The sequence below is a fragment of the Oscillospiraceae bacterium genome (assembly GCA_031265355.1).
Lineage (GTDB): Bacteria > Bacillota > Clostridia > Oscillospirales > UBA929 > JAIRTA01.
Map to the genome: position 1 here is coordinate 65,006 of JAISCT010000047.1, position 24,535 is coordinate 89,540.

The window sequence follows — 24,535 nt, forward strand, 5'->3', positions numbered from 1 at the left end:
GCCGCGCGTCAGCGCCGTCGGCGCACCGGCGACAGCGCGGCCCGCTCCTCCGACAGGAGCGAACCGACGGTCCGCTGCGGGCACTGCGTGATTTGCCCGAGCACGGCGACAAAGCGGGCCGCGATTCTGGCCGCCGTGGCGTCCAGAAACAGTGACGTGCTGTACTCAAGCCGCAGCCACAGAGACGTCGGCGTCTCCACAAAGTTAAACACCAGATCGCACTTGCTCTGGGTGGAGGGCGTAGTAATAATTTCCATTTCTCCCCCGTCGAAAGGGATCGTCCGTTCCCGCTGTGAGGAGACCAACTGCACCAGCACCGCAACCAGCGGGGTCTCCTCTGCGCGCGGCGGGACCATTGCGCGCAGAATGCTGGAATACGGGCACGTCTGATGGGCAAACGCCTGCAGCAGGACCTCCCGCACCCCCGCCACCAGAGCGGTAAAATCGTCTTCGGCCCGGAAATGCAGCCTGAGCGGCAGGATGTTGAGGTAGTAGCCCACCTGGTCAAACAGCTGGACATGATCCCGGCCGCTGACCACCGTACCGAGGACGATGTCCCTCTGCCCCGTGTACTTGTGCATCAGCGCGTACACCGCCGTCAACAGACCCATAAACAGGGTGCCCCCGTGGGCCTGCGCGAGCGCCCTGAGAGACCGGACCAGCGCGTCGTCCAGAGATACGTCGATACTTCGCCCCGCGTGCTCCGCCCCGCGCCGGTCCGGAAAATCGGCGTTGAGCGTCAGCACCGGGACGGGCGGCGTCAGCACGCGCGCCCAGTGGCGCTTCAGTTCCTCCCCGTAGGACCCCTGCAGCCGGTTTCGCAACCACACGGCGTAGTCCGCGTACTGGATCGACAGCGGCGGCAGGTCCGGCGTGCGGCGCGCGCGGCGTGCGCAGTAGAAGGCCTGCAAATCCCGGCACAGGATCTCCAGGGAGTGTGCGTCGGCGATGATGTGATGCATCACCAGCACAAACAGATGCCGATTCTCGCCGAGATACGCCGCCGCGGCCCGGACGGGCCGTTCCGCCTCAAGATCAAACGGTCCGGCCACTTGCGGCAGCAATCTCTCCAGGGCCTCTTCCGCTGCCGCGCCGTCGAAGTTCAAAACGTCAAAGTCGCCGAAACTGTCGTTGTAGGGCCGCACCCGCTGGGCGGGGACGCCGTCCGCCACGGCGAACTCCGTCCGCAGCGCGTGGTGCCGCCGGATGAGATCCCGCAGGGCGCCGCGCAACGTCTCCATCTCCATCCGATGGCACAGCAGCGGCAGGACAATGTTCAACGTACCGCCGTCCCGATGCAGTTTGACCGTCGTCCAGATGTCCTCCTGCATCGGGGACAACACATAGTACGCGGCCTCGGGCGCGGCCGGGATGTCCTCCGCCGTCCCGCAGGGCGCCTCCTCGCGGCGGAGTCGGTCCACATACGCCGCAAGCTGCGAGACCACCGGCCGGCGAAACAGTTCGGCCAGCGGGAAATGGATGGAGAAGGCCTTCTCCACGACCGCGGCCAGGCGGGCGGCGTTTAAGCTGTGGCCGCCCAGATCGAAGAAATCGTCCTCTCGACCCACATCCTCGACCCGCAAGATTTCCGCCATCGCCGCGGCGATCCGCTCCTCGGTCTCCGTCTGCGGCGCCGTGGCCGTTCGCCCGGCCGCGGCCGCCAGATCGTCCAATTTTCCCCTGTCCAATTTGCAGTTGTCCGTGAGCGGCAGCGCGTCCAAAAAGACGATCCGCGCCGGCACCATGTACGGCGGCAGAAAAGCCCCTATCCGCTCTTTGACTGTCTCGGCGTCTCGCGCGCCGCCGGCGACAAACGCGCAGAGGTATGGGTCGCCCGCCGCGCTCCGTTTGACGACGACCGCCGCATCCTCCGCCCCCGCATGGATCCTGAGCGCGTGCTCAATCTCCTTGGTCTCAATGCGAAACCCCCTGATTTTGACTTGTCCGTCCGCCCGGCCCAGGTACTCGATCTCCCCGCTCTCCAACCACCGGCCCAGGTCGCCGGAGTGGTACAGCCGCTTGCCCGCCAGCGCCGTACAGGGAACGAAGCGCTCCGCGGTGAGTGTTTCGTTGCCCACATAGCCACGCGCCAGTCCCGCCCCGGCCACGCGGATCTCCCCCGTCATGCCAACGTCGCACAGCCGGTCTCCGCACATCACATAGGCATCCAATGTGGGCAGCGGCCGGCCAATGTTGCTGACCGGACGCAGCGTGTCGGCCGGCGTCAGCTCTTTGTACGTCGTGTGTACGGTCGTCTCCGTGATGCCGTACATGTTGACGACCTTGACCCGCGGGTGGCGTTCCATAAAGCCGCGCAGTTTGTCCGGCGCCAGCGCCTCTCCGCCGAAGATCAGATACCGCAGGCTGTCGAGGGGCGGCCCTGCCGCCGCCAACAGGCTGTAGAAGGCGGAGGGCACTTGGTTGAACACCGTGACACCCCGGGCGCGAACGATCTCCGCCACCGTCTGCCCGTCCCGCGCCTCTTCTTTAGAGATGACGACCAGCGTCCCGCCAAAGAGCAGCGCGCCAAAGATCTCCCAGACCGAAAAATCGAAGCAGGCCGAGTGGAACATCATCCAGACGTCTCTCTCGGTAAAATCAAACGGGAAACCTGCGTTGAAGAACAGCCTTACGACCTGCGCGTGCTCCACCATGACGCCTTTGGGCTGCCCGGACGTACCGGAGGTAAAGATGACATAGGCCGGATCTTCGGGCCGGGCACCGCCGTCCACGTCCCCAGCTTCACCGGCAAATGTCCCCTCGTCGCGCAGGTCGATCACCGGCGCCACCGTGTCGAAGGGCGCCGCGGGCCCGTCGGTCAGCACGGCCCGCGCGCCGGCCGTTTCGCACATGTAGGCCAGTCGTCCGGCCGGGTAGTCCGGATCCATCGGAACGTAGTGGGCCCCCGCCTTCAGCACCGCCAGAAGACCAACAATCAACCGAATCGATTTGGGGCAGCAGAGGCATACCGCGTCCCCCGGTCCGATCCCCATCTCGACCAGCTTGCGCGCCAGCCGATTGGCCCGTTTCTCAAGCTGCCCGTAAGAGATCTCTTTGTCCCCGCACACCACGGCCGCGCGGTCGGGGCGGCGGCGGCACGCGCGCGCAAACAACGTGTGCACACAGACGTCCCGCGGGTAGTCGACGGCGCTGTTTTGCGACCATGAGAGGATCCGGGCCTCCGCCTGCGGGTCGAGCACCGAGACGGCCCCGACACGCATGTCCGGGGTTCCCGTCACCTGTTCCAGTACCCGGACCAGTTCCGCACCGAGGCGCGTCATCTCCGCCTCGGTGAACACCTCGGCGTTGTACTGAAACAGGACCCGCGCCTCTTCAAGGGGCATGACCACCACCGTGAGGCCGTAATTGGTCTGCTCCCGTCCGGTGAGCCGGCCGACGGCAAAGCCCCGCTCGGCCACGGCGGCCGGATCGTTTTGCACCCTGTCGATCGGATAATTTTCAAAGACCAAGATGGTGTTCACAGCGTCGCGCGCCAGGCATCCGGCGTTTTGAAGTTCAGTCAGCGAGGTGTATTCAAACGTCTGCCCAATGAGACAGCCGTCGTGCACCGCGCGCAACAACGCAAAAAACGTCATGTCCGATCCCTGCGTCTTCACCCGGCAGGGGATGGTGTTGATCAGCAGACCCACGGTCTGGTGGAAATCCTCCCCGCCGCTCCGGCCGGAGGTCACCACACCGAACAGCACGTCGTCGGCCCGGCTGTGACACTGCAGCAGCACACCCCAGACAGCCTGCACCAACATGTTGAGCGTCGTTTCCGCCCGCTGGGCCAACACCTTGGCCCGTTCGGTGAGCGCCCGCCCAAGAGGCACCGCCTTCTCCGCCGCCCGGCAGCGGTATCCGGCGGCGTCCGGCGGCTTGCCAAACAGCGTCACATCCGTGTCGTAGCCCTCAAGGTAGGCCCGCCAATGTGCGAGACCCGCTCCACTCCTCGGCAGCAGCCATTTGACAAACCCGTCGAACGCGTTGCGCGTCCGCTCGTCCAGCGGCCTGTGCTGTCGGATATCCGTGTATATCCGGATGAAATCACCCAGGAGGATGCCGACGCTCCAGCCGTCCAAGATGATGTGGTGCATGGTCCATACCAGCTCGAACCGATCCGTCCCCATCTGAAACACGTCCAATTTCAGCAGCGCCTCCCGACCGAGGTCGAAGCCCTTGTCCCGGACCGCCTCCATGTGCGCTTCCAGTCGACGCTCCTGCGCCGCCTCGGGCAGCGTCGTCAGGTCGAAAAACCCGGCCTTCAGCGCGCGCGTCCGCAGCACCACCTGCACGGGCGTCTCCTGCGCATCGGCCGCAAAGAAGGTGCGCAGCACCTCATATTTCCGCCCCAAATGGGCCAGCGTCCCCTCCAACGCCGCCCAATCCAGCGTGCCCGTCACGGCGATCCGCTTTTGAACAATATACATTCCCTGCCCATACAGCTTGTCACAGGCAAGGATCCCCCGCTGCAGCGGGGTCAGCGGGTAAATCTTTTCGACGTTGGTCCGCGCTGCGGCGCCGTTGTTCATGTGCCTCCCTACCCTTCCGCCATCCCGGCGTTTAGTACCTTGTTGCCGCGAAGCGGCAACAAAAACAAGAATTTGGGTTGTGGGTTGCAGGTGCAACCCACGTTAGTGTCCCGCCAACTGGCCGCCCAGACGCAAAATCTCCGCCAGTTCCTCCATCGACAGCGACGTCTCGCCGAAGTCGGATGGCGTGTACGCCACATCCCTCCGTCCGGCGCAGTGCTCGATCACATCGACGATCTCGCGCTCCAGGCGCGCCGCGAAGGCGTGCAGCGCCGCGTCTGAGAGTGTGTCGGGCCGGCCAGTCAGCTTCAGACAGAGCCGGCCGTTTTCGACATACGCGTTGATCTCCAACGCGAACGGGCCGGCGTCGCGGCGGCTGTGCAGGGCGCCGTAGCTCCTGTCCAATATCGCAAAGCCGCCCTCCTCCGGCGTGTCCCGGAGTTCCCCCAGGTAGTTGAAACCGACGTCCGGCCGCATCGCGTACTGCCGGTATCGGGGGGAGCCTTCTACATAGTGCAAAATGCCGTACCCGACGCCCCGGCGCGGGACCTGGCGCACCGCCTCTTTGACGCCGACAATCGTCTGCTCCAGACTTTCCTCCGGCAGGTCGCCCAGCACCAGCGGGTAATACGACGTGAACCAGCCGACGGTACGGCCGATGTCGACTCCCGGCAGCACGTCCTCCCGGCCGTGCCCCTCCAGTCCGACGGCCAACGCCCCGGCGGTCCCCCGGCAGGCGCTCAGCACCCGCTTCAGCGCCGCCAGCAGCAGCTCGCGGACCTCCGTGTTGTAAGGGCGCAGCGCCTCGGCGAGCAAGCGGCGCGTGTGCGTCTCGGCAAGCAGAACCTCCGCCGTCAGCGCTTCGCCCCCCAGTGGGACTGCTGGGGGCGGAAACACGGGCGAGACGCCCATCTTGTTCTTTTCGTCCCAATATCGGATCTCCCCGGCCGTCTCCGGCCTGTCGAAATACCGCGACAGGCTGTTTGCCCACAGCAGGTACGCATCTGTCTTGTCGGGCAGTACGACCGGCCGCTCCTCCAAGATCAGCCGATAGGCGACGATGAAATCTTCAATGATGTACTTCCACGAAATGCTGTCCACCACCAAGTGGTGCGCCGTCAGCAGCAGCCTGTCCCCCGCCCTGAGACTGACGATCATCGCCTTGAACAGCGGGCCCTCCGCCAGACAAAAACTGCTTTGGAGCGCCTGCGCCAACGTCCTCATCGTGTCGTCGGCGTTTTCGTCCTCCGTCAGGTCGTGGAAGGCACACGCAAACAAAGCCCCCTCCAGCCCCCGATTTCGGGCACGGACAACCCCGTCCTCTTCGGCGAAAACCATGCGCAGCGCGTCGTGGTGCAGCGCCACCGTCTGCAGCGCCGTCTCCACACAGCCCCTATCCAGCAGTTTCGCACTGCCCAGCAGTACGGTCTGGTTGTAGTGGTGGCGGTCGGTGAGGCCCAGGTCGAAGAACCACGTCTGGATAGGGGTAAGCGCCGAGAGCCCCTGGACGATCCCCTGCTCGGCCGTCGTGACGGCCGTGTCCACACAACCGGCCAGCGCGCGGATGGTCTGGTGCTGGAAGATGCTCTCCAGCGACACCCGCAGGCCCTTCTTTCGCATCTGCTCCACCAGTTGCAACGCCTTGATGGAGTCCCCGCCGCAGACGAAAAAGTTGTCGTCAATGCCGATGTGTTTGAGATCCAACAGTTCCTGCCAACACGCCAACAACAGTTCCTCCGTGGGGTTCGTCGGCCGGCTGCTCCCCCTCGCGCCGCCGTCCAGCCAGTCCTTGGCGTCGGGCAGCGCCTCCAGATCTCGTTTGCCGTTCGCCGTCAGGGGTACGGCGTCTATCGGCACAAAAAAATGCGGGACCATGTATTCCGGCAGCCTCTCGAGCAGAAAGTTCCTGAGCGCGGCGCCAGGCGGCGCCGTGTCCGCGGCATAGTAGGCAGTGAGCTTCGTCTCGTCGCCGTATTCCCTCGCGACCGCCGCCACCTCCCGGACACCGTCGTACTGTCTCAGCTGGTGTTCGATCTCCCCGAGCTCCACGCGGTAGCCCCGGACCTGCACCTGTTCGTCCTTCCGGCCGAGGTATTCGATCTCCCCGCTCTCCAGCCAGCGGCCGATGTCGCCCGAGCGATACATCCGCTCCGACGGCCGCAGGGGATTTGGCACAAATTTCTCCGCCGTCAGCACGGGGTCGTTTAAATATCCACGCGCCAGCCCGTGCCCCGCCACACAGATCTCCCCCGGGATCCCAACGCCGCAGGGGTTGTCCCCGTCGAACAGATACACATCCAATGTGGGAATGGCCCGGCCGATGTTGGAGCGGCTGCCAGCCGCATCCTCGTCGGTGATCTCCTTGTACGTCACATGGACCGTCGTCTCGGTGATCCCGTACATGTTGACAATTCGAACCTCCCTGTGGGCTCGGCGCCATGCGGCCAGACGGCTCGGCATCAGTTTTTCCCCACCGAAAATGAGATACCGCAACGACAGCATATCCCGGGATTCGAGCCGCATGAGGCCGGCAAACGCCGACGGGACCTGATTGAGTACGGTCACCCGTTCGCGGACGAGCCGTTCGTGCACCGCCCGGGCGTCGGCCGCCAGCGATTCCTCCATAAGGACCAACGTGCCCCCGTACAGCGTGGCGCCAAAGATCTCCCACACCGAGAAGTCGAAACAGAACGAGTGAAACATCAGCCAGACGTCTCTCTCGCAAAAATCGAACGGAAAAGCGTCGTTGAACAGCAGCCTCACCAAATTGCGGTGCTCGATCATCACGCCTTTGGGCCGCCCGGTGGTGCCCGACGTGAAGATCACATAGAGCAGATGGTCCGGACGGCTCAACATGGCCACATTGTCCCCGCCGCCCACGAAGAGCGCCGGATCTCCGAGAGACAGGACTGTCTCCCCCGCCGCCGCCGGCGCCTGACAGTCCAGGGTGAGGATCACCTTGGCGCGGCACTCTTTGATGATATGCGCAATCCGCTCCGGCGGATACTGGGGATTCACGGGCACATAGGCGCCGCCCGCCTTGATGATCGCATAGAGGCCGACGATCATCTCCGGCGACCGGGGTGCCAGGAAAGGGACCAAATCGTCCGCCCCCACGCCCAGCGCCCGCAACCGGCCCGCCAAGGCGTTGGCGCGCCGGTTCAGCTCCCGGTAGGTAAGGCTGCGCCCTTCCATCTTGACGGCCACCCTGTCCGGATACCGGGCAGCGCAGTCCTCAAAGATCTGCTGCACACACAGCGCAGGGTACCCCACGTCGGCGCCTCTCGGCGCCTGCGGGTCCCACGCCGCTCCCGACAGTCGGATGTCCGCCACGGCGATGTCCGGCGCATCCAGCTGCTCTAAAATTTCCAAATATTGTCTCATCAGCCGTTCCATGGTCTTAGCGCGAAAGAGATGGCTGTCGTAAATGAGCTGCAGCGCCAGACCCGTATCCTGCTCCACCGCGGCCAGCTCGACGTCGAACTTGGCGCGGACCTCTTTGACTGGGCAGGACCGGGCGCGGACGCCCTCCAGGTCGATGTCCCTCAGCATGTAGTCGTGGTAGGCAAACACCATGTCGAACAGCGGCGTCCGGCCGGTGTCCCGCGGGATGTCCAAATGGCTAATCAGCGTCTCCAACGGATAGCCCTGGTGCTCCAGCGCCTCCACGACGACGTCGTGGAGCGCGGCAAGCAGCGCGCCCACCGGCTGCTCGGGCGCCAGATGGGCGCGCAGCGGCACGCTGCTGACAAACATGCCGATGAGCGCCTGAAGCGCGGGGTGTTCCCGCCCCTGGACCGGCGTCCCGACGACCATGTCTTGCTGTCCGGTGTATTTGTGCAACAGGATAACAAAGGCCGAAAACAACACGGTAAACAGCGTGACGCCGTGCGTGTCCGCGACCAAGCGCAGCCGCGCTTTCAGCGCCTCGTCCATGACCGCGCCGACCTGCTGCCCGTCGTATGTCTTGACGGCGCCGCGCGGCGTGTCCGTGGGAAAGTCCAGCACGGGGATACGCCCGCCAAAGCGTTCCAGCCAATAGTCCTCGCTCTCGATCATTTTCATTGACAGCATCTGCTCGCGCTGCCACTGGACGTAATCCCGGTACCGGATGTCGAGCGCGTCCGGTGTCTGCCCGGCGCATATCTGCAGCAACTCCCGCGCGAACACGGTCAGCGACGTGCCGTCGGACACGATGTGATGCATGTCGTAGAGAAAGTAATGCACCTCCTCGGAGATCTCAACCAGCTGCACCCGGAGAAGCGGGAGGCGGTCCAACTGAAAGGGCCGCACAAAACGTCCGACGACGCCGTCCAGCGCGTCTTCGGCGGCCCGGACGACGGGCATCTCCAGCGGGCATGTCTCGCAGACATGCTGCATGATCTCATCGCCGCGCATCGCAAACACCGTCCGCAGGCTCTCGTGCCGCGCTACGATCCGCCGCACCGCGCCAAGCAGCGCCTCTCTGTCGATCCGCCCCTCCAGCCGGATAGCGTGGGGAAGGTTGTACACGGTGCTCCCGCCAATGAGCCTATCCAGCATGAACATACGCTTTTGCGCGGGCGACACCGGGTACCACTCGGCCGGCTCGGCCGGCGAGATGGGCGCAAACGACCCCCCGGCCTGCACTGTCACAAAGGCGGCCAGCTGGCTGACGCTGCCCCTCTCAAAGATCTCGCGCAGCGGTACTTCCACGCCAAACTCCCGGTGGAGTTCCCCCAGAAAGCGCATGGCGCTGAGCGAGCTGCCGCCCGCCTTAAAAAACGGCGCATCGAGACCGGCGGGTCTCATCTGCAAAACGCGTTCCCAGATGTCGAGGATCCGGCGCTCGGTCTCGTTTTGCGGCTGCGCCGCACAGGCAGCCTGCGCCTCCCGCCGAAGTCGGTCGAGCGCCGCGAAATCTGTCTTCCCATTGGGCGTGCGCGGAATGCTCTCAAGGACAAAACCGGTCTGCGGCACCATATAATCCGGCAGCACGGCGCTCAGCGCGACGCTGAGCGCCGGCCAGTCGGCGTGCCGTCTCGCCGCCGGCGCCAAAAATGCGCACAACAGGTCCGCTGTCTCTGTCCTCTCATGGGTAACAACGGCCTCTTTGACGACGTCGAGCGCCGTCAGCCTGTTTTCGATCTCGCTGAGTTCCACCCTAAACCCCCGGATCTTCACCTGGCGGTCCACGCGGGAAAGGAACACAAAACTACCGTCCTCCAACTGTTTGGCCAGATCGCCCGTCTTAAAGATCAGGTCCGTTCCGGCCGCCTGCGTGTCTTTTTGAAAAGGATTTGGCACAAAACGGCTTGTCGCGCTCTCGTCGGCGGACAGCGCCGCTTCCGACGCGTACTTGGTCCTGATGTAAATCTCCCCGACGGTACCCTTGGGGCACACATTCATCCGGCTGTCGAGCAGGATGGCCGCCGCCCCGGGAATGGGTTTGCCGATTGGGATCGTGTGCCCGTCGAAATCCTCGGGCCGCACAATGTGGAATAATTTAGCAAGTGTCGTCTCGGTGGGCCCATAAAGGTTCACCAGTTGCACTCTGTCGCCCAGCAGCGCATGCCAGCGCGCCAGCATGGCCGGCAGCAACCGCTCGCCGGCCAGCAGTACATGCCGCAAATCGGGATAACTGCCGCTTGTCAAGGCGTCGTGACTGATGAGGGAGAACAGACTGGGCGTGCAGTGCACCAATTGGACGCGCTCCGCCTCCATCCAGCGGGTCAGCGTCTCCTCGGAAAGCAGCGTGTTTTTCTCCGGCGGTATGCACAAGGTACCGCCGGAGCACAACGGCACGAGAACGTCCCGCAAAAACGGGTCGTGGCAGACCGCAGTGAACTGGCTGCCGCGCACACCCTCCGAGAGCCCGAAGGCGCCGATCTCCCAGTCGATGAAATGGGCGAGACTCTCATTGAGGCCCACGATGGGTTTCGGTTTGCCTGTGGTGCCCGACGTGAAGTATACATACATCCGATCCCGGGGCGCGTACGCCGTCTCCACCGAACCCGCCGCCGCCGAACCGGAAGCACCGTCGGCCCATAGGTTCTCCAGGACCGCGTACCACCCGTCCGGCAGGATCGCCTGCGCCCGCTCCGACAGTGCGGCCCCGTCTCCAAGCAGGCAGGACATCCCCGAGAGCTGTGCCATCTCCCGCAGGCGGGGGCTTGGATACTCGCCCTCCAGCGGAACAAAGACACAGCCCGCCCGCCAGATGCCCAGCATCGCGGCCACCATGCCGTACCGGTCCTCCGTCAGCACGCCCACGCAGGTCCCTTGGGCGCATCCGTCCGCCCGCAGACGCGCGGTTACCCGGTCCGCGTCGTTTTGCAGTGTACGATATGTATAGGCCCGCCCGCGGTAGGTCACGCAGACACTGTCCCGGCGGGTCCGGAAACTTTCGTCCAGATAGTGCTGCAGCACGGCGTATTTCATCGCTCTTCTCCCCACATCTCTTCTCTGTTTCGCCTTCACGCTCCGGAGATCCGGTAGATATCCAGCAAGATCCCCAAAGTGATCACGATGATCAGCATGTCGTTGTCATAGGGCAGGTGCAGTGTGAAGCCCTCCGCGCTGTACGTCCGCTTCATCCGTTCCACCGCGTCCGGGTCAAAAAAGCCCTGCCGCTTCACGGTCTCATAACTCAGCAGGTCCATGATGTATTCGTCGTTTTCCCGCAGTATGTCCGCGCTCCCGGGCGCCACGAAGGCAAATTTGGGGCGTTTTAGAATCTCTGGCGGGACATAGGCCTGCGCCATCTTTTTCAGAATGTATTTCTCGTCCAGCCCCTTCAGCTTGAGCTCGGAGGGCACGCAGGCCGCGAAATTGACCACCTCCAGATCCAAAAAGGGGTACCGCGCCTCCACGGAATTGGCGTAGGCCATTCTGTCTCCGTGATCGGCCAGCAGATGGTCCGCGAGCCGGAGCTTGCAATCCAGATACGAGCGTTTCTGCAGCGGATCCAGCCGCCGGAGCCTCTGCACATCGACCGGCGGGGACGCGGTGCATTCAAACTCGTGCATGGCTTCGCGCAGACGCGCGGCATACAACGCCCGTTTTTTCTCCATGAAGGACGCGTGGTTCTTTTCATAGACGAACAGCGGGTCCCCCCAGAGGCGTTCGTTGAGCGCCCTGTCCTCGTCCGAACACGACGGATCGACGCCGGACATCCTGCGCATTTTGTCGAACTTGTATCCGACATAGCCCCCGAACAGCTCGTCCGCTCCCTCGCCCGTGAGAACCACTTTGATTCCGGCCGCCCGCACCAGCTCCGAGAGGATCACCGAAGCCGTGTTGTACGTCTCCTTCAGCGCCGACTCTGAGTGGTAGACCACCTTTTTCAAATGCTCCAAAATGCTGTCCGTCCCAAAGATTCTCTCGTGGTGAATGGAGCGCACCCGCCGTGTCACCAGCTTCTGATAGAGCCGCTCGGAGATGTCCTTTCTGGCAAAGTCGATGGAAAACGAGTGCCGGGCAACGTCCCCGCCCAACGCCCCCACCTTGGCGGCAATGATGGAGGAGTCGAGGCCGCCGCTCACATAAAACCCGACCGGCACATCCGCGTTCAGCCGGTACCGCACCGCCTGCGAGAGCAACGCATCCAGCCGTTCACTGTAATACGACTCCTCTCGCGTCTCGCCGCCGGCGTCAAACGTCAGATCCCAATATTCCGAGAGCGCGAGCCCTTCGCCGTCGAGTCTCAGATATTGGCCGCCCGGCAAACTGCATATGCCCTGAAACATCGTGCGCGGGCTGACGACGCCCGGGAAGGTGAGCACCTGGTCGAGCGCCGTCAGATCGATCCGCCGCGGTACGCCGGGGTACCGCAGCAGCGCCTTGATCTCCGAGGCAAACAGGAAGACGCCGCCCAGCTGCGTATAAAACAGCGGCGCGATCCCCAGTGGGTCGCGGGCGCAGTACAGCGCGCCGCGCCTCATATCGTACAGCGCCACGGCGAACTGGCCGTTCAACCTCTTTAAAAAATCGATGCCGTACTCCTCGTACAGGTGCGGGATGACCTCCACATCGCACTGCGTCCGAAAGACATGCCCCCGGCCGGCGAGCTCCTGCCGCAACGCCCGGTAGTTGTAGATCTCGCCGTTGCAAATCGAAACCACCGAGCCGTCCTCACTTGTCATGGGCTGCATCCCGGTCCGCAGGTCCACAATGCTCAACCTGGCAAATCCCAGCGTCACGCCGCCGTACACGCTCACCCCGCGGTCGTCCGGCCCGCGATGCCTCAGCGCCGACACCATGTCGTCCACCACGTCCGTCCACGCGCGCGCGCCGCCGCGCGCGTCCCACACCCCGCAGATCCCGCACATGACCACCACCACCTTCACACAAAATCTTCCGAAAAGGCCCGCAGCTGCGCCTCATCCTCATCTTTGAGGGGGAACAGCGCCGCGAGCGGCGCACGCGCGTCGCGACATGCGAGCCGCGTCACCTCGGTAAAGCGCTCGATGAAACGTTCGATCGTCTCCCGTCGGAAGAGATCCGTCGCGTAATCCAACACAAAACGGATCTGCGCGCCCATATCGTAGGCCTCCAGTTTGATGTCGAACTTGGCGGCCTGATAGCGGATCGGCACATGGGAAAACGAGACGCCCTCGATGTCGACGGGGAACTGGGCGGCGTTTTGCATGATGAACATGGTGTCAAACAGCGGGTTCCGGTCGGCGGCCACAGCCGTCCGCAGGTCCTCGACGAGCTTGTCGTATGGGTAGTCCTGGTTTTCGAAGGCGTCGACGGCCGTCTCCTTCACCTCCTCTAGGAAAGCGAGGAACGACTTGTCCGCGCGCGGCGCGCTACGGATGCACAGTGTGTTTAAAAAAAGACCGACGATGTTTTCGACGCCGGCCAAAGTCCGGCCTGCGACCGGCGTACCGACGACAATGTCCTCCTGGCCCGTGTAGCGCCACAGGAGCGCCTTGTACAGGGAGAGTAACACCACGAAAAGCGTGGTCCTTGTCCGGCCGGCCAACTGCCGGACCGCCTCCGACAGCGGAGTGTCGAAGGAAAAAAACAGCGTGTCCCCCGCGAAGCTCTTGACCGAAGGTCTGCAAAAGTCGGCCGGTATGTCCAACGCGGGGATCTGGCCGCTCAACTGCCGCCGCCAATACGCCCGCTGCCGCCGGATCTTCTCCGTCTCCAGGGACCCATTTTGCCAGGCCGCGCAGTCGCGGTAGCGAAACGGCAGCGGCGGCAGGGGAAGCCCTCCGTAGATAAGGCAAAATTCCCGCAAAAAGATATCCAGCGAGACGCCGTCGAAGACGGCGTGGTGAAAGTCTCCGAGCAGGAGATGCGACCCGTCGCTCTCCCGCAGCAGTTTCAATCTGAACAGCGGCGCCGCGCTCAGATCAAACGGCCGGATAAACGCCGCCAGCTCTTCTTCTATCGACCTCTCGCGCCGGCCGCCGTCGAGGACAAACGTCACCTGCTCGTGCACACACTGTACGATCCGATTGCCCTTCACCGCGAAACTCGTGCGCAGAGATTCCTGCCTGCCGATCAGGACGCGGACGGCGCGTTCGAAGGCGTCCGGCTCCACAGGCCCCTCGATGCGGACCGCGAACGGGATGTTGTACGCGAGGCTTTTGTCGTTTCTGAGGTGCAGCAGCACCATGCGCAGCTGCGACGGCGACACCTCGTAGTCGTCCCCGTCGGGCAGCCGGGTCGGCGTCTCGGACGCGGCCGGCGCACCGGCCTCCACCAGCGCCGCCATGTCACGGATGTGCGCCGCGCCGAAGAGCGCGCGCAGGGAGACGTCGACGCAAAGATGCTGTCTCATCAAGGACGAGAGCCGGGACAACTGTATCGAATCGCCCCCCAAGTCGAAGAAATTTTCCGTCACGCCGATCTCTTCCCGGCCCAGGACCTCTCGCCACAGGCCGAGGAGAATCCGCTCGGTTTCGGTATCCGCCGGCGCCAACGTGCGCGCCTGCCGCAGGTCGGGCGGCGGCAGTTTTGTCTTGTCCGTCTTCCCGTTCCGGGTGACCGGAATGGCGTCCAGCAGGACATAGTGGGCGGGGAGCATATAGGGAGGCAGCCGTTCGGCTAGGATCTCCCTCAGCGTCTCGATCGAGAACCCGTCCGCCGTCTCGAGGTAGGCGCACAGGTACTGTCCCCGTCCCTCGTCGTCCCGGAGCGTCACAACCGCTTTTTTCACCCCCGGCGCGTACAAAATCATCCGCTCGATTTCACCCAGCTCGATGCGAAATCCCCGCAGTTTCACCTGCGCGTCCCTCCGGCCACAGAAGAGGATCTGTCCGTCCGCCCGCCACCGGCCCACGTCGCCCGTCCGGTAACAGCGGCCGGAGGGTTCGTGAGGGCAGGCGATGAATTTATCCAGTTCCAGTTCCGGTCTGTTCAGATAGCCCCGGGCCAACCGCGGTCCGCCGATCAAAATCTCGCCTTTGACGCCCACCGGCTGCACATTGCCCGCCCGGTTCATGATATACACGGAGGTGTGGGAGACAGGTCTGCCGATGGGGATGTCCCCGCATGGGCACGCATCGATGGGAAAGACCGTGGAAAACACCGTCGCCTCGGTGGGTCCGTAGATGTTGTGGAGTTTCCCCGGCCCCATCGCGGCCAGCGCGCGCCGCATATGGATCTCCGAGGCGCGCTCTCCGCCGGCAAACAGTTTGCGCAGACGGGGCAGGCATGAAACGTCGCAGTCCACGATGGCGTTGAACAGCGCAGTCGTGACAAACATGACCGTGACCCCTTGGTCTCGGATGGTTCCGGCAATCGCCCGCACATCCATCGCGTTCTCCCTGTCCAACAGCACAAGGCCGGCCCCGTTCAGCAGCGCGCCGAAGATGTCAAACACCGAGCCGTCAAAGGCGATGTTCGAGAGTTGCAGCAGTTTGTCGTCCGCCTCGTACGTCAGGTAATCGTTGTCGATCACCGTCGCCAGCAACTGCCTGTGCTCCACCAAGATACCCTTCGGCGCGCCCGTCGTCCCCGATGTGTAGACGACATAGGCCAAGTCCTCCGATCGGCCGACCGGCAGCGGACCGGCGCACGCGGCGTACGCCAGCGCCCGGGCCAGCGACAGGATCCGGACGCCGAGGCAGAGCGCTTCGCAAGCATCCGGATCGTCCGTCAGCAAAATCCGCGCGCCGCAATCCTCAAGGATCCTCCTGAGCCGCGCGGGCGGGCTGGCGCCGTCGAGCGGAACATACGCGGCGCCACTCCGTAAGATCCCAAGTACGGCCGCTATCTGAGACACGCCCCGCGCCGCCATCAGTGCCACCCGGCCCTCCGGGGCAGCGCCCTCGGCGCGCAGTGCATGGGCGACGCGCGCCGCCATGTCGTCCAAGGCTCGGTAGGAGACGACCCGGGAGCCCATAAACAGCGCGGGTTTGTCTGGGTGGGCGGCCACTTGCGCCGCAAAGGCCTCCGACGCCGTCCGGTCCCCACACCACGCCGCCGCGGCCCCGCGGCCAAACGCCAGTATCTGTTCGATCTTCTCGGGAGACAGCACCTCAAACCGGGCGATGGGATCGGACGGTCGCATCACCATGGCCCGCAGGAGATGCAGGTAGGCACCGGCGAACTCCTCGACGTACGGGCGCGCAAACAGCCCCTCCCGGCAGTTGATCCACCCGTCGACGACATCCCCCAGGCGGTTCAGTTCGACCTCCATCTCGCTGCGGACAAAGCCTGTCACGATCTCTTCGAAGTCAATCCGCGCGCCCTCCACGTCAATGTGGTTCCCGGGATGCTCTTCGTAGCTGAACAAAATCTGGCGGCTCTCCGTCCGGTCGCCGGCCCGGTCGTACGCATCCTTGTGACGCACCGCCGTCACAAACGTCTCATACACCCGCCGGACAAACGCCGCCGCCGTCTCCGGCCGGCCGGCGTCGAGGCAGACGGGCAGGCTGTCGATGAAACAGCCGATGAGGTTTCCTATCTCCCGGCGATCCCGGCCGGACAACAGGACGCCCAGCACCAGTTCGTTCTGCTGCGAATACTTGTGAATCAGCAGAAACAGCGCAGCCAGCAAAAACCCAAACACAGTGACTTTCTGCGCCTGCGCCTGCCTTTTCAGCGCGTGCACGAGCGTCTCCTCCAGGTGGAGTGGCACACGAAAACCGCGCGTCTCGGCGTCGCTGCGCGGGCGGCAGTCTTCAAAAAAGTCCAGCGGCGCATCCGTCGGTGTGTCCAGCCAGTACTGCACGGAGGGGCTGTCCGGCGGGACGCCGTCGCACTGACCGCGTTTCCACCAGGCGTAATCGGCATAGGTGATCGGCTGCACGCCGACGTCGGGCGGCCGGCCAGCCTCTTTGGCCTCGTAGTAACGGATGATTTGTTGGAAAATTATTCCAGTCGAGAGGCCGTCCACAGCCAGGTGGTGCGCCACCAGCAGCAGCGACCAGTCGTCTGGCGCGGTGCACAGCAGCGTCCCCCTGAGAAGCGGCGGTTCGGACAGGTCAAATGGTCTGTCCAGTTCGTCCCTGACCAGGCTGTCCAGCAGGGTCCGACGGTCCGCCTGTCTGTCCGACACATCCAGCACCTTGAGGGCGAAGAGAACATTCTCCGCCACCTGGGCGTAGGGCGTTCCCGTCTCATCCGCGGCAAAGCCGGTCCGGAGGATGTCGTGCCGCGCGGGCAGCGACGCAAAGGCCTCCGCGATCCACTCCGACCGCAACGCAGTCCGGATGCGGGCGATACCCCCGATGGTATAGAGCCTGTGATCTTGCGCCATGCTGCTGGCCAGCCAGATTCTCCGCAGCCCGGCGGGCAGCGGATATCGGGCCCGCTGCCCGGGCGGCACGGGGCGGATGGCCGCCTCGTCGGTTTTTTCGAGGCGCTTTTTGTCCCGCAGTTTGCGCCTCAGCGCCTCCAACTGTTCCTCGGAGAGCATCGCTATCCTCTCCTGCGCGCTGTTGTTCATGTCCATCTCCCTCTCACGCGCGGCCGCGGGCCCGCCTCAGCCCGCCGCGTCCGTCTGGATCTCCAATTCATCCAACAGACCCTGCAGCTCGTCCTCGCTGATGTCCGCGAGCAATTCCTCCATCGTGTCCAGCCCCAGCGTCGTCCGCAGCGCCCCGGAGAGTTCGCTCACCAGATCCGCGATGGATTGATTGTTCAAAATGTTCACAATCGGGACATTGACGCCGAGATTCAGCTCGACGCGGTTGCGCAGCTCCATCGACAGCATCGAATCCATGCCGAGTTCGCTGAGGGAATTTTGCAGCCGGATGCCCTGCGGCGGCAAATGCAGTACCCGGCCGACCAACGCCAGCAGTTTTTCCTCCAAGTAGGCCTGTCGCGCCGTCTCCTCCTGCCGGAGATACGCCTCCTGGAAGCGCTTCAAAATCTCCTCGTCGGAGAGAGCGACAACGTCTGACCCGGCGTCCGCGTCGAGATGGTCCAGGTACGGTGTCTGGCTCCTGGGCCCCGACTCGATGATCCGTTTCCAATCGGCCTCCAGGACTACGGCGTAGGCGATGTCCTGCCGGAGAAGCCTCTGAAGCGCCATATCGCCGCTCTCGCCCGTCAAGGGCGTCATCCCTTTCTTCACATAGAGCTCTTCGAGGTGCAAGTCCTTGATCATCCCCTCCGCCCAGGGCCCCCACAGGATGCTCAGCGCCGCGAGGCCCCGGTCGCGCCGGTATTGCGCCAGCGCGTCCAAAAACGCGTTCGCGGCCGCGTAGTTCGCCTGCCCGGCCGACGTGATCATCGACGCGACGGACGAATACAGCACAAAGAAGTCCAGCTCCTGCTGCTGGAAACGCTCGTGCAGCCGCCAATTGCCGATGGCCTTGCTGTCGAAGACCTCGTGGAACAGATCGTTTGTCATATTGCCGATGAGCGCGTCCCTCACGACGCCGGCTGTGCTGATGACCCCCCGGATGCGGTCCGCCGTATCCCCCAGGGCGTCGAAGAATCGGTCCAGCGCCGCTTTGTCCCGCATATCGGCCGCGCCGATGTGCACCTGTGCGCCCGCCTCCTCAAGGGCGCGCACGAAGTCCACCCGCGCCTTGACCGACGGACTCAGGTCGTTCCGCTCCCACTGCGCGCGGTCCGGAAGCGGCGTCCGTCCCAGCAGCGCCAGCTGTCTGGCGCCCCGCGCCACGAGCCAGCGGGTCGCGAGCTGCCCCAGCGCGCCGAACGCCCCTGTTACCAGATAACAGTGCTCTGAACTGAGCGTCACCGGCAGCGGCTTTGGCAGCGTCTGTATGTTGTTCAGCCGGGCGACGTATCGTCTCCCCCGCCGGTACGCGATCTGGTCCTCCCCGTCGCTGCCCATGATTTCCTCATAAAACAGCCGGGCATCCCCCGTCAAGTCCGTCGGGTCGACGTCTACAATACCGCCCCAATTGCCGGTGTATTCTTGGTTGCCAATCAACCGCGCCATGCCCCACACGGGATTTTGCAGCATCTGGCCGGTCTCATCCGGCCCGATCGTCTGGGCTCCGCCGGTCACGATCCACAGTTTGTTCTTTTCTCCTTTGTCGGCGATGAAAGCCCGGATGGTGTGCAGAAGGGAGTATAGCCCCACGTCCGCCGCCGCGCGCAGGATATCGGCGTTTACCCGCTCGTTTGCCTCCGCGTCGAGGTTCCAGCAGTGGACAATCCCCTGCACCGGCGCCCCGCAGGCCTCGTACACCCGAGAAAAATCCGCCTCCACATCTCCTCTGACCGTGGCGCGTCCACCGGGGATGTCCAGCGAACAGGCAGGCCCGCGCTCCACAAGCAGGCATCGGCCCCCGGCGTTCCGAATGTGCCGGGCCAACGCCGCGGCAAATCCCCGCCCATCGGCCAGCAATACCCACAGCCCCGGCGCCGCACCGCCTTCCGCGCGTGCTTTCTCCACCCAGTCGAGCCGATACAGCCGGCGGTCCAGCGCGGACGGCGACAGTTCACCGGCCGTCAGCCCCAGCGGCCTCACCGCGAAACCGCCGACAAAGGCGATGAGCCGACCGTCCTCTCCGTACAACGAGATGTCGCTAAGGGAACCGTTTTCGTCCTCCGAGGTCAGCCGGCAGTGGATCCACATCGTGCCCGCCGGCGGCCGGCAGACCCTGTATTCGCCCACGCCGACCGGCAGCCGGAGCTCCTCGCCCTCTCTGGTGAAACCCAGGGCGACGACGGTCTGGAAACAGGCATCCAAGATGCCCGGGTGCAGTTTGTAGGCCTCAGCCTCCGTCAGCATACCGTCTGGCAGCACCAGCCTGGCGGCTACGTGCGCGGGAGACACCCAGATCTGCTCCAAGCAGGCAAACCGGTTTTGATAGTCAAATCCCATCTCGCCAAACTTCCGATACGCCGCCTCTTTTGTGTACAGAACATATCCGCCGCCGGTCAGCGCACCGGCCATCCCGGCCACGTCGGCGCGCCGGCCGCGCCCCAGATTTTGGCCCTGCCGGAACGAACCTCGGGCCGCCAGATGGGCGTGCCCCTCCGAGACGGCGTAGATGGAAAACGCAGGCCGGTCCCCGCCGATGTGCAGTTGGAGCTTGGTGGTCACCTGCGGATTTACAAACGTCGCTTTGACAAATTCGATCTCCCGCAGACTGAAAAAACCGTCCCCATAGCAGGCCTTCGCCGCCTGCATGGCCATTTCCAGATAACCGGCGGCGGGGAAAACCACATTGCCCTGAATCTGATGATCCTCCAAAAAAGGCACCAATTCCCGCTTGAGCTCGGTCTCCCAAATCGGCTCCACCGTTTCGGCTCTCAGGCCCAGCAGGCTGTCCTCATACAGGCCCAGGCGGCGCCGGCGGCCCGCCTCGGACTCCCGCCAGTAGGATGCCTGACACCAAGCGTAGCCGGGCAGTTTGACGTAGTTGCCCGGCGCCGGGTACAGGGGCGTCCAGTCCGTCAGGTATCCGTTTGCGTACAGCGCCGCCACGGCGCCGTAATAGGTGTCCCGCTCGTCCTGCCGTCTGTGCAGGGAACTCACCACCGCGACATCCGCGTTTCTGTCCCCGGCAATCTCCTTTATGTAGCGGCTGAGCGCGGGGTGCGGGCCTATCTCCAAAAACCCTGTGTAGCCCTCGTCCAGCAGGGCGCTCACCGCATCGGCGAAGAGCACCGGACGCCGGATGTTGTCCCACCAATAGTCGTCGGACACCGCCCCGGTGACGGCGCGCCCGGTGACGGTGGAATAGAGCGCGGTGGCGGGACTGTGGTATGCTATCCCGGCCACACCGGCCAAAAAGCGCTCTCGGATCCGCTCCATAAAGCGGCTGTGGAACGGCACGTTCACATCCAAAAATTTGTTAAACACCGACTGCGCCTGCAGCGCGGCGGCGACGGCCTCCAATGCCGCTAAGTCTCCCACCAGCGTGACGCCGCTGTGGCTGTTTACGGCCACGATGTCCACCCCGGGGCGGTCCGCAATGAGCGCGGCCGTGCTCCGGTGGTCCAGCCCGACCGCCAGCATCTTTCCAAGCCCCGTCAGTTCGTGCTGCAGGGCGCTCCGGTAGTAGACGAGCTTTATGGCGTCTTCAAAGCTCATGACGCCGGCCTCATAAAATGCGGCGATTTCGCCCGCACTGTGTCCCACAATGGCGGCGGGCCGGAACCCTTTGGACCGCCACAGCGCCGTCAGAGCGACCTGAAGCGCAAAGTTCGCCGGCTGCGCGACTCTGGTCTCCCCCATGGCGGACGACGACTCCTCCGCCGTGAGCGCCTCGTAAAGCGACCACCCCGCATAGCGGCCAAATACCTCGTCGCAGCGCAGAACGGTCTGCCGGAAAACTTCCTCCGTCTCCAGCAGCGTGCGGCCCATCTTCCACCACTGGGGACCCATCCCGGTGTAGACAAACACCAGCCCGGCGTCCTTCTTTCGCCGCACCCCCAAGGCCACGGCGGGACTCTTTTCGCCCGCCAAAAAACCGGTCAGCTTGCGGCCGAGGTCCGCGGCGTTGTCCGCCGCTACCGCCAGCCGGAAGTCGTGGTGGTCGCGGCGAAAGGCCATGCTGTACCCAAGATCGTAGGGGTCGAGAGGGCCGGACGACGACAGGAACCGGTCGTATTTTTCCGTCAGCCCCCTCAGGGCGTCCTCCGCGCGCGCCGAGAGACAGTAGAGCAGCGGTGACGCGGCGTCCGGGGTTTCGATCGGGACGCTCTCGGGGGCCTGCGTCATCACGACGCTTGCGTTCGTGCCGCCGAATCCGAAGCCGTTGACGCCCGCGAGCGCCCGCGGCCCATACGCGGGCCAGTCCGTCAAGGCGTCGGGGATCCGCATGTGATACCGCGCCGGGTTGATCGCGGGGTTCAACGCGTGCAAATTCAGGTGGGGCGGTATCTGCCTGTGCTTTAAGCACAGGGACGTTTTGATGAGCGCGGCCACGCCCGCGGCCCCCTCCAAATGCCCGATGTTTGTCTTGAGGGACCCGGCATAAAATGGGTGATTTGGATCTCTGCCCTCCGACAGCACGCCGCCGACCGCCTGGGCCTCAAGCGGATCGCCCACGCTCGTGCCGGTGCCGTGCATCTCGAAATATTGGATCTGCGCCGGGTCCACCCGCGCCTGGGCGCAAGCCGCTCGAATCACTTTTGTCTGTGAGACCGGACTCGGCACCGTGATGGAGCTCGTGTGCCCGTCCTGGTTGACCGCACTCCCCAAAATCACCGCGTAGATGCTGTCGCGGTCGGCCACCGCGTCCGCCAACCGCTTCAGGACCACCACGCCCACCCCTTCGCCGCGGACATAGCCGTTCGCGCCCGCATCGAAAGTCTTGCAGCGGCCGTCCGCCGACAAAAAACCGCCCTGGGACTCCGCAATGGTATACTGCGGAGCGAGATTCAGCAGCACGCCGCCGGCCAGCGCCATACTACATTCGCCGCTTCGGATGCTCTGACAGGCCAGGTGCGTGGTCACCAACGAGGAGGAGCAGGCGGTATCCACCGTCATGCTGGGTCCGGTGAAATCGTACACGTAGGAGATGCGATTGGAAATCAGCGTCATCATGGATCCGGTGGCCGTGTGCAGGTCGATCATGTCAAAGCTCGACCCGCCGAATTGGAGAATCTTATAGTCCAGCGTGAAGGCGCCCATGAACACGCCCACATCTCTCCCGGCCTGCCGTTCCACCACCAGGCCCGCGTCCTCCATGGCCTCCCAGCTGACCTCCAGCAGAAGCCGCTGCTGCGGGTCTATAAAGGGCGCCTCTCGCGGGGTGATGCCGAAAAACTGCGGGTCAAATTGGTCGACGCCATCGATGAAGCCCCCGTATTGACTCACGGTCTTCCCCTTAAAACTCCGGTTTTCGTGGTAATATGTCTTCCGATCCCAACGATCCGCCGGGATCTCGACAATGGCGTCGGTTCCGTTCGCGAGCATGTCCCAAAACATGTTCGTGCTGCTTACACCGCCGGGAAAGCGGCAGCCGATCCCCACGAGCGCAATCGCCTGGTCTCCGTAAGCGCTCAGCACCTCTCCACCCATTTTACACCCCTCCTGCGTCCGTCAAACACACGTCCGTCGATTCGAACGTCTCATCAATGCTGTCTGTGTCAAACGTCCCGCCTGATCAAGTAAATCATACTAAAGCGATGTGGATTTTGTGTCATATACCTTCCATTTTTCGCATCCCATCCGGTTCGGCATAGCCGAACAGCAAAGTTTGAATCCTCATACCCAAGCTGTCGGGCGGCACAAAAAATAACAAGACAAACACACACCCGTGAACAGATGCGTGAGTGCCCTGTTTTGCTCAACACCAAACACACTATACCCTCCTGTCTGCCTCCAAAAGGGCCTTTTCAAAACCCACAAACAGTGTTGCACCGCTCCCTCTGCCACAGCATCGTCCGCCGACTATGGCAGAGGCGAACGCCATTATATTCCAATAATTTTTGCCTGTCAAGTAATTCCTTCTAAGTTTTTGCACTTTTTTCAAAAGCCTTATCGACCTTTTTGTCTATAATTTCCATTTTCTTCCTCTGCTCTTCTTCAGCTCCTCCTGATTTCCATACCCTTTTTTTCGTGAATTTTAAATATGTTCAACCTGACAGGCAGGCGACAATTCATCGCGTAAATCGACTGGCGACTTCATCACTTTACCATGCTTTATATGTGCAATCACGCGGGAGTCCGCCGTACGTATCTTCATCATAAAAAACGAGGCGTCCCGGCCGATAGGTCTCGGCGGGACGCCTCGTTTTTATGGCGGCTTGGTCTCTCTCAGGCGCCGGCTTTGAGCTGGAGAGACAGGCGGTCGGCGATCATGGCGATGAATTCGGAATTGGTCGGCTTCCCCTTGACATTGGACACCGTATAACCAAAGAACCCCTGCAGTGTCTCGATATCGCCTCGGTCCCAGGCCACCTCGATGGCGTGGCGGATGGCCCGCTCCACGCGGGAGGGCGTGGTGGCAAAGGTCTTGGCCACGGCAGGGTAGAGCACCTTGGTGATGGCGTTGATCGCCTCTCTGTCCTTGACGGCCACCATGATGGCCTCACGCAGGTACTGGTAACCCTTGATGTGGGCGGGCACGCCGATCTCGTGGATGATGTCGGTCACGCGTGTCTCGATGTCCAGATCCGAGCGCAGCCCGCGCGCGGGCGCGGCGGCTCGTAAAGGCTGCGTGCGTCTGGCCCTGCCCACCGCGCGGACACGCTCCACCAGCCCCGCGATGTCAAAAGGTTTGAGGATAAAATACTGGGCGCCCAGCGCCGCCGCCTCCGCCGTGGTCTGGTCGGTGGCAAAGCCAGACAGAACAATGACGCCGGGCCGGCTCCCCGTCGCCATGCTCCCGATGGCCTTCATCACGCCAAACCCGTCGAGTACGGGCAGGACAATGTCCAGCAAAACGACGTCGGGCAAAAGCGTCATGATCTGCTGTACCGCCTGGTACCCGTCGGTGGACACACCGACAATCTCAAAGTCTTTCTCGCCTTCCAGTGCACTCGTCAGCAGGGAACGGAAATCCGCGTTGTCGTCCGCTATCAAAATTTTCACCGTGTTGTCCATCATGCAGTTACCCCCTCATTTCGTTCAAACATCCACTTCAAAATTGCCGGTCTTGCATCACCACCTGTAAAATATCATA

Annotated in this window: 6 protein-coding genes; all 6 read right to left on the bottom strand. The window is 63.5% G+C overall.

Features of this window, described 5'->3' with window-relative positions; genetic code table 11:
* Nucleotides 1-8: 8 nt before the first annotated feature.
* Entirely contained in the window at nucleotides 9-4,532 is a 4,524-nt protein-coding gene (locus LBK75_07030) for an amino acid adenylation domain-containing protein (protein MDR1158046.1), read from the bottom strand.
* Nucleotides 4,533-4,634: 102 nt separating this feature from the next.
* Nucleotides 4,635-10,952 (bottom strand): amino acid adenylation domain-containing protein, encoded by a 6,318-nt coding sequence (locus LBK75_07035; protein MDR1158047.1) that lies wholly within the window; start codon nucleotides 10,950-10,952, stop codon nucleotides 4,635-4,637.
* A gap of 35 nt (nucleotides 10,953-10,987) precedes the next feature.
* A complete protein-coding gene (asnB, locus tag LBK75_07040) occupies nucleotides 10,988-12,859 on the bottom strand; it encodes an asparagine synthase (glutamine-hydrolyzing) (GenBank protein ID MDR1158048.1) in 1,872 nt (623 codons plus the stop codon).
* Nucleotides 12,856-17,421 (bottom strand): amino acid adenylation domain-containing protein, encoded by a 4,566-nt coding sequence (locus LBK75_07045; GenBank protein ID MDR1158049.1) that lies wholly within the window; start codon nucleotides 17,419-17,421, stop codon nucleotides 12,856-12,858. The genes asnB and LBK75_07045 overlap by 4 nt, the downstream gene beginning before the upstream one ends.
* Before the next feature lie 36 nt (nucleotides 17,422-17,457).
* Nucleotides 17,458-22,929 (bottom strand): acyltransferase domain-containing protein, encoded by a 5,472-nt coding sequence (locus tag LBK75_07050; GenBank protein MDR1158050.1) that lies wholly within the window; start codon nucleotides 22,927-22,929, stop codon nucleotides 17,458-17,460.
* 738 nt (nucleotides 22,930-23,667) lie between these two features.
* A complete protein-coding gene (gene spo0A, locus LBK75_07055; protein ID MDR1158051.1) occupies nucleotides 23,668-24,459 on the bottom strand; it encodes a sporulation transcription factor Spo0A in 792 nt (263 codons plus the stop codon).
* Nucleotides 24,460-24,535: the final 76 nt, after the last annotated feature.

Coding starts and splice junctions, on each gene's coding strand:
- LBK75_07035 (MDR1158047.1), bottom strand. CDS start 10,952: ATGAAATACGCCGTGCTGCAGCACTATCTGGACGAAAGTTTCCGGACC.
- spo0A (MDR1158051.1), bottom strand. CDS start 24,459: ATGATGGACAACACGGTGAAAATTTTGATAGCGGACGACAACGCGGAT.
- LBK75_07045 (MDR1158049.1), bottom strand. CDS start 17,421: ATGAACAACAGCGCGCAGGAGAGGATAGCGATGCTCTCCGAGGAACAG.
- LBK75_07050 (MDR1158050.1), bottom strand. CDS start 22,929: ATGGGTGGAGAGGTGCTGAGCGCTTACGGAGACCAGGCGATTGCGCTC.
- LBK75_07030 (MDR1158046.1), bottom strand. CDS start 4,532: ATGAACAACGGCGCCGCAGCGCGGACCAACGTCGAAAAGATTTACCCG.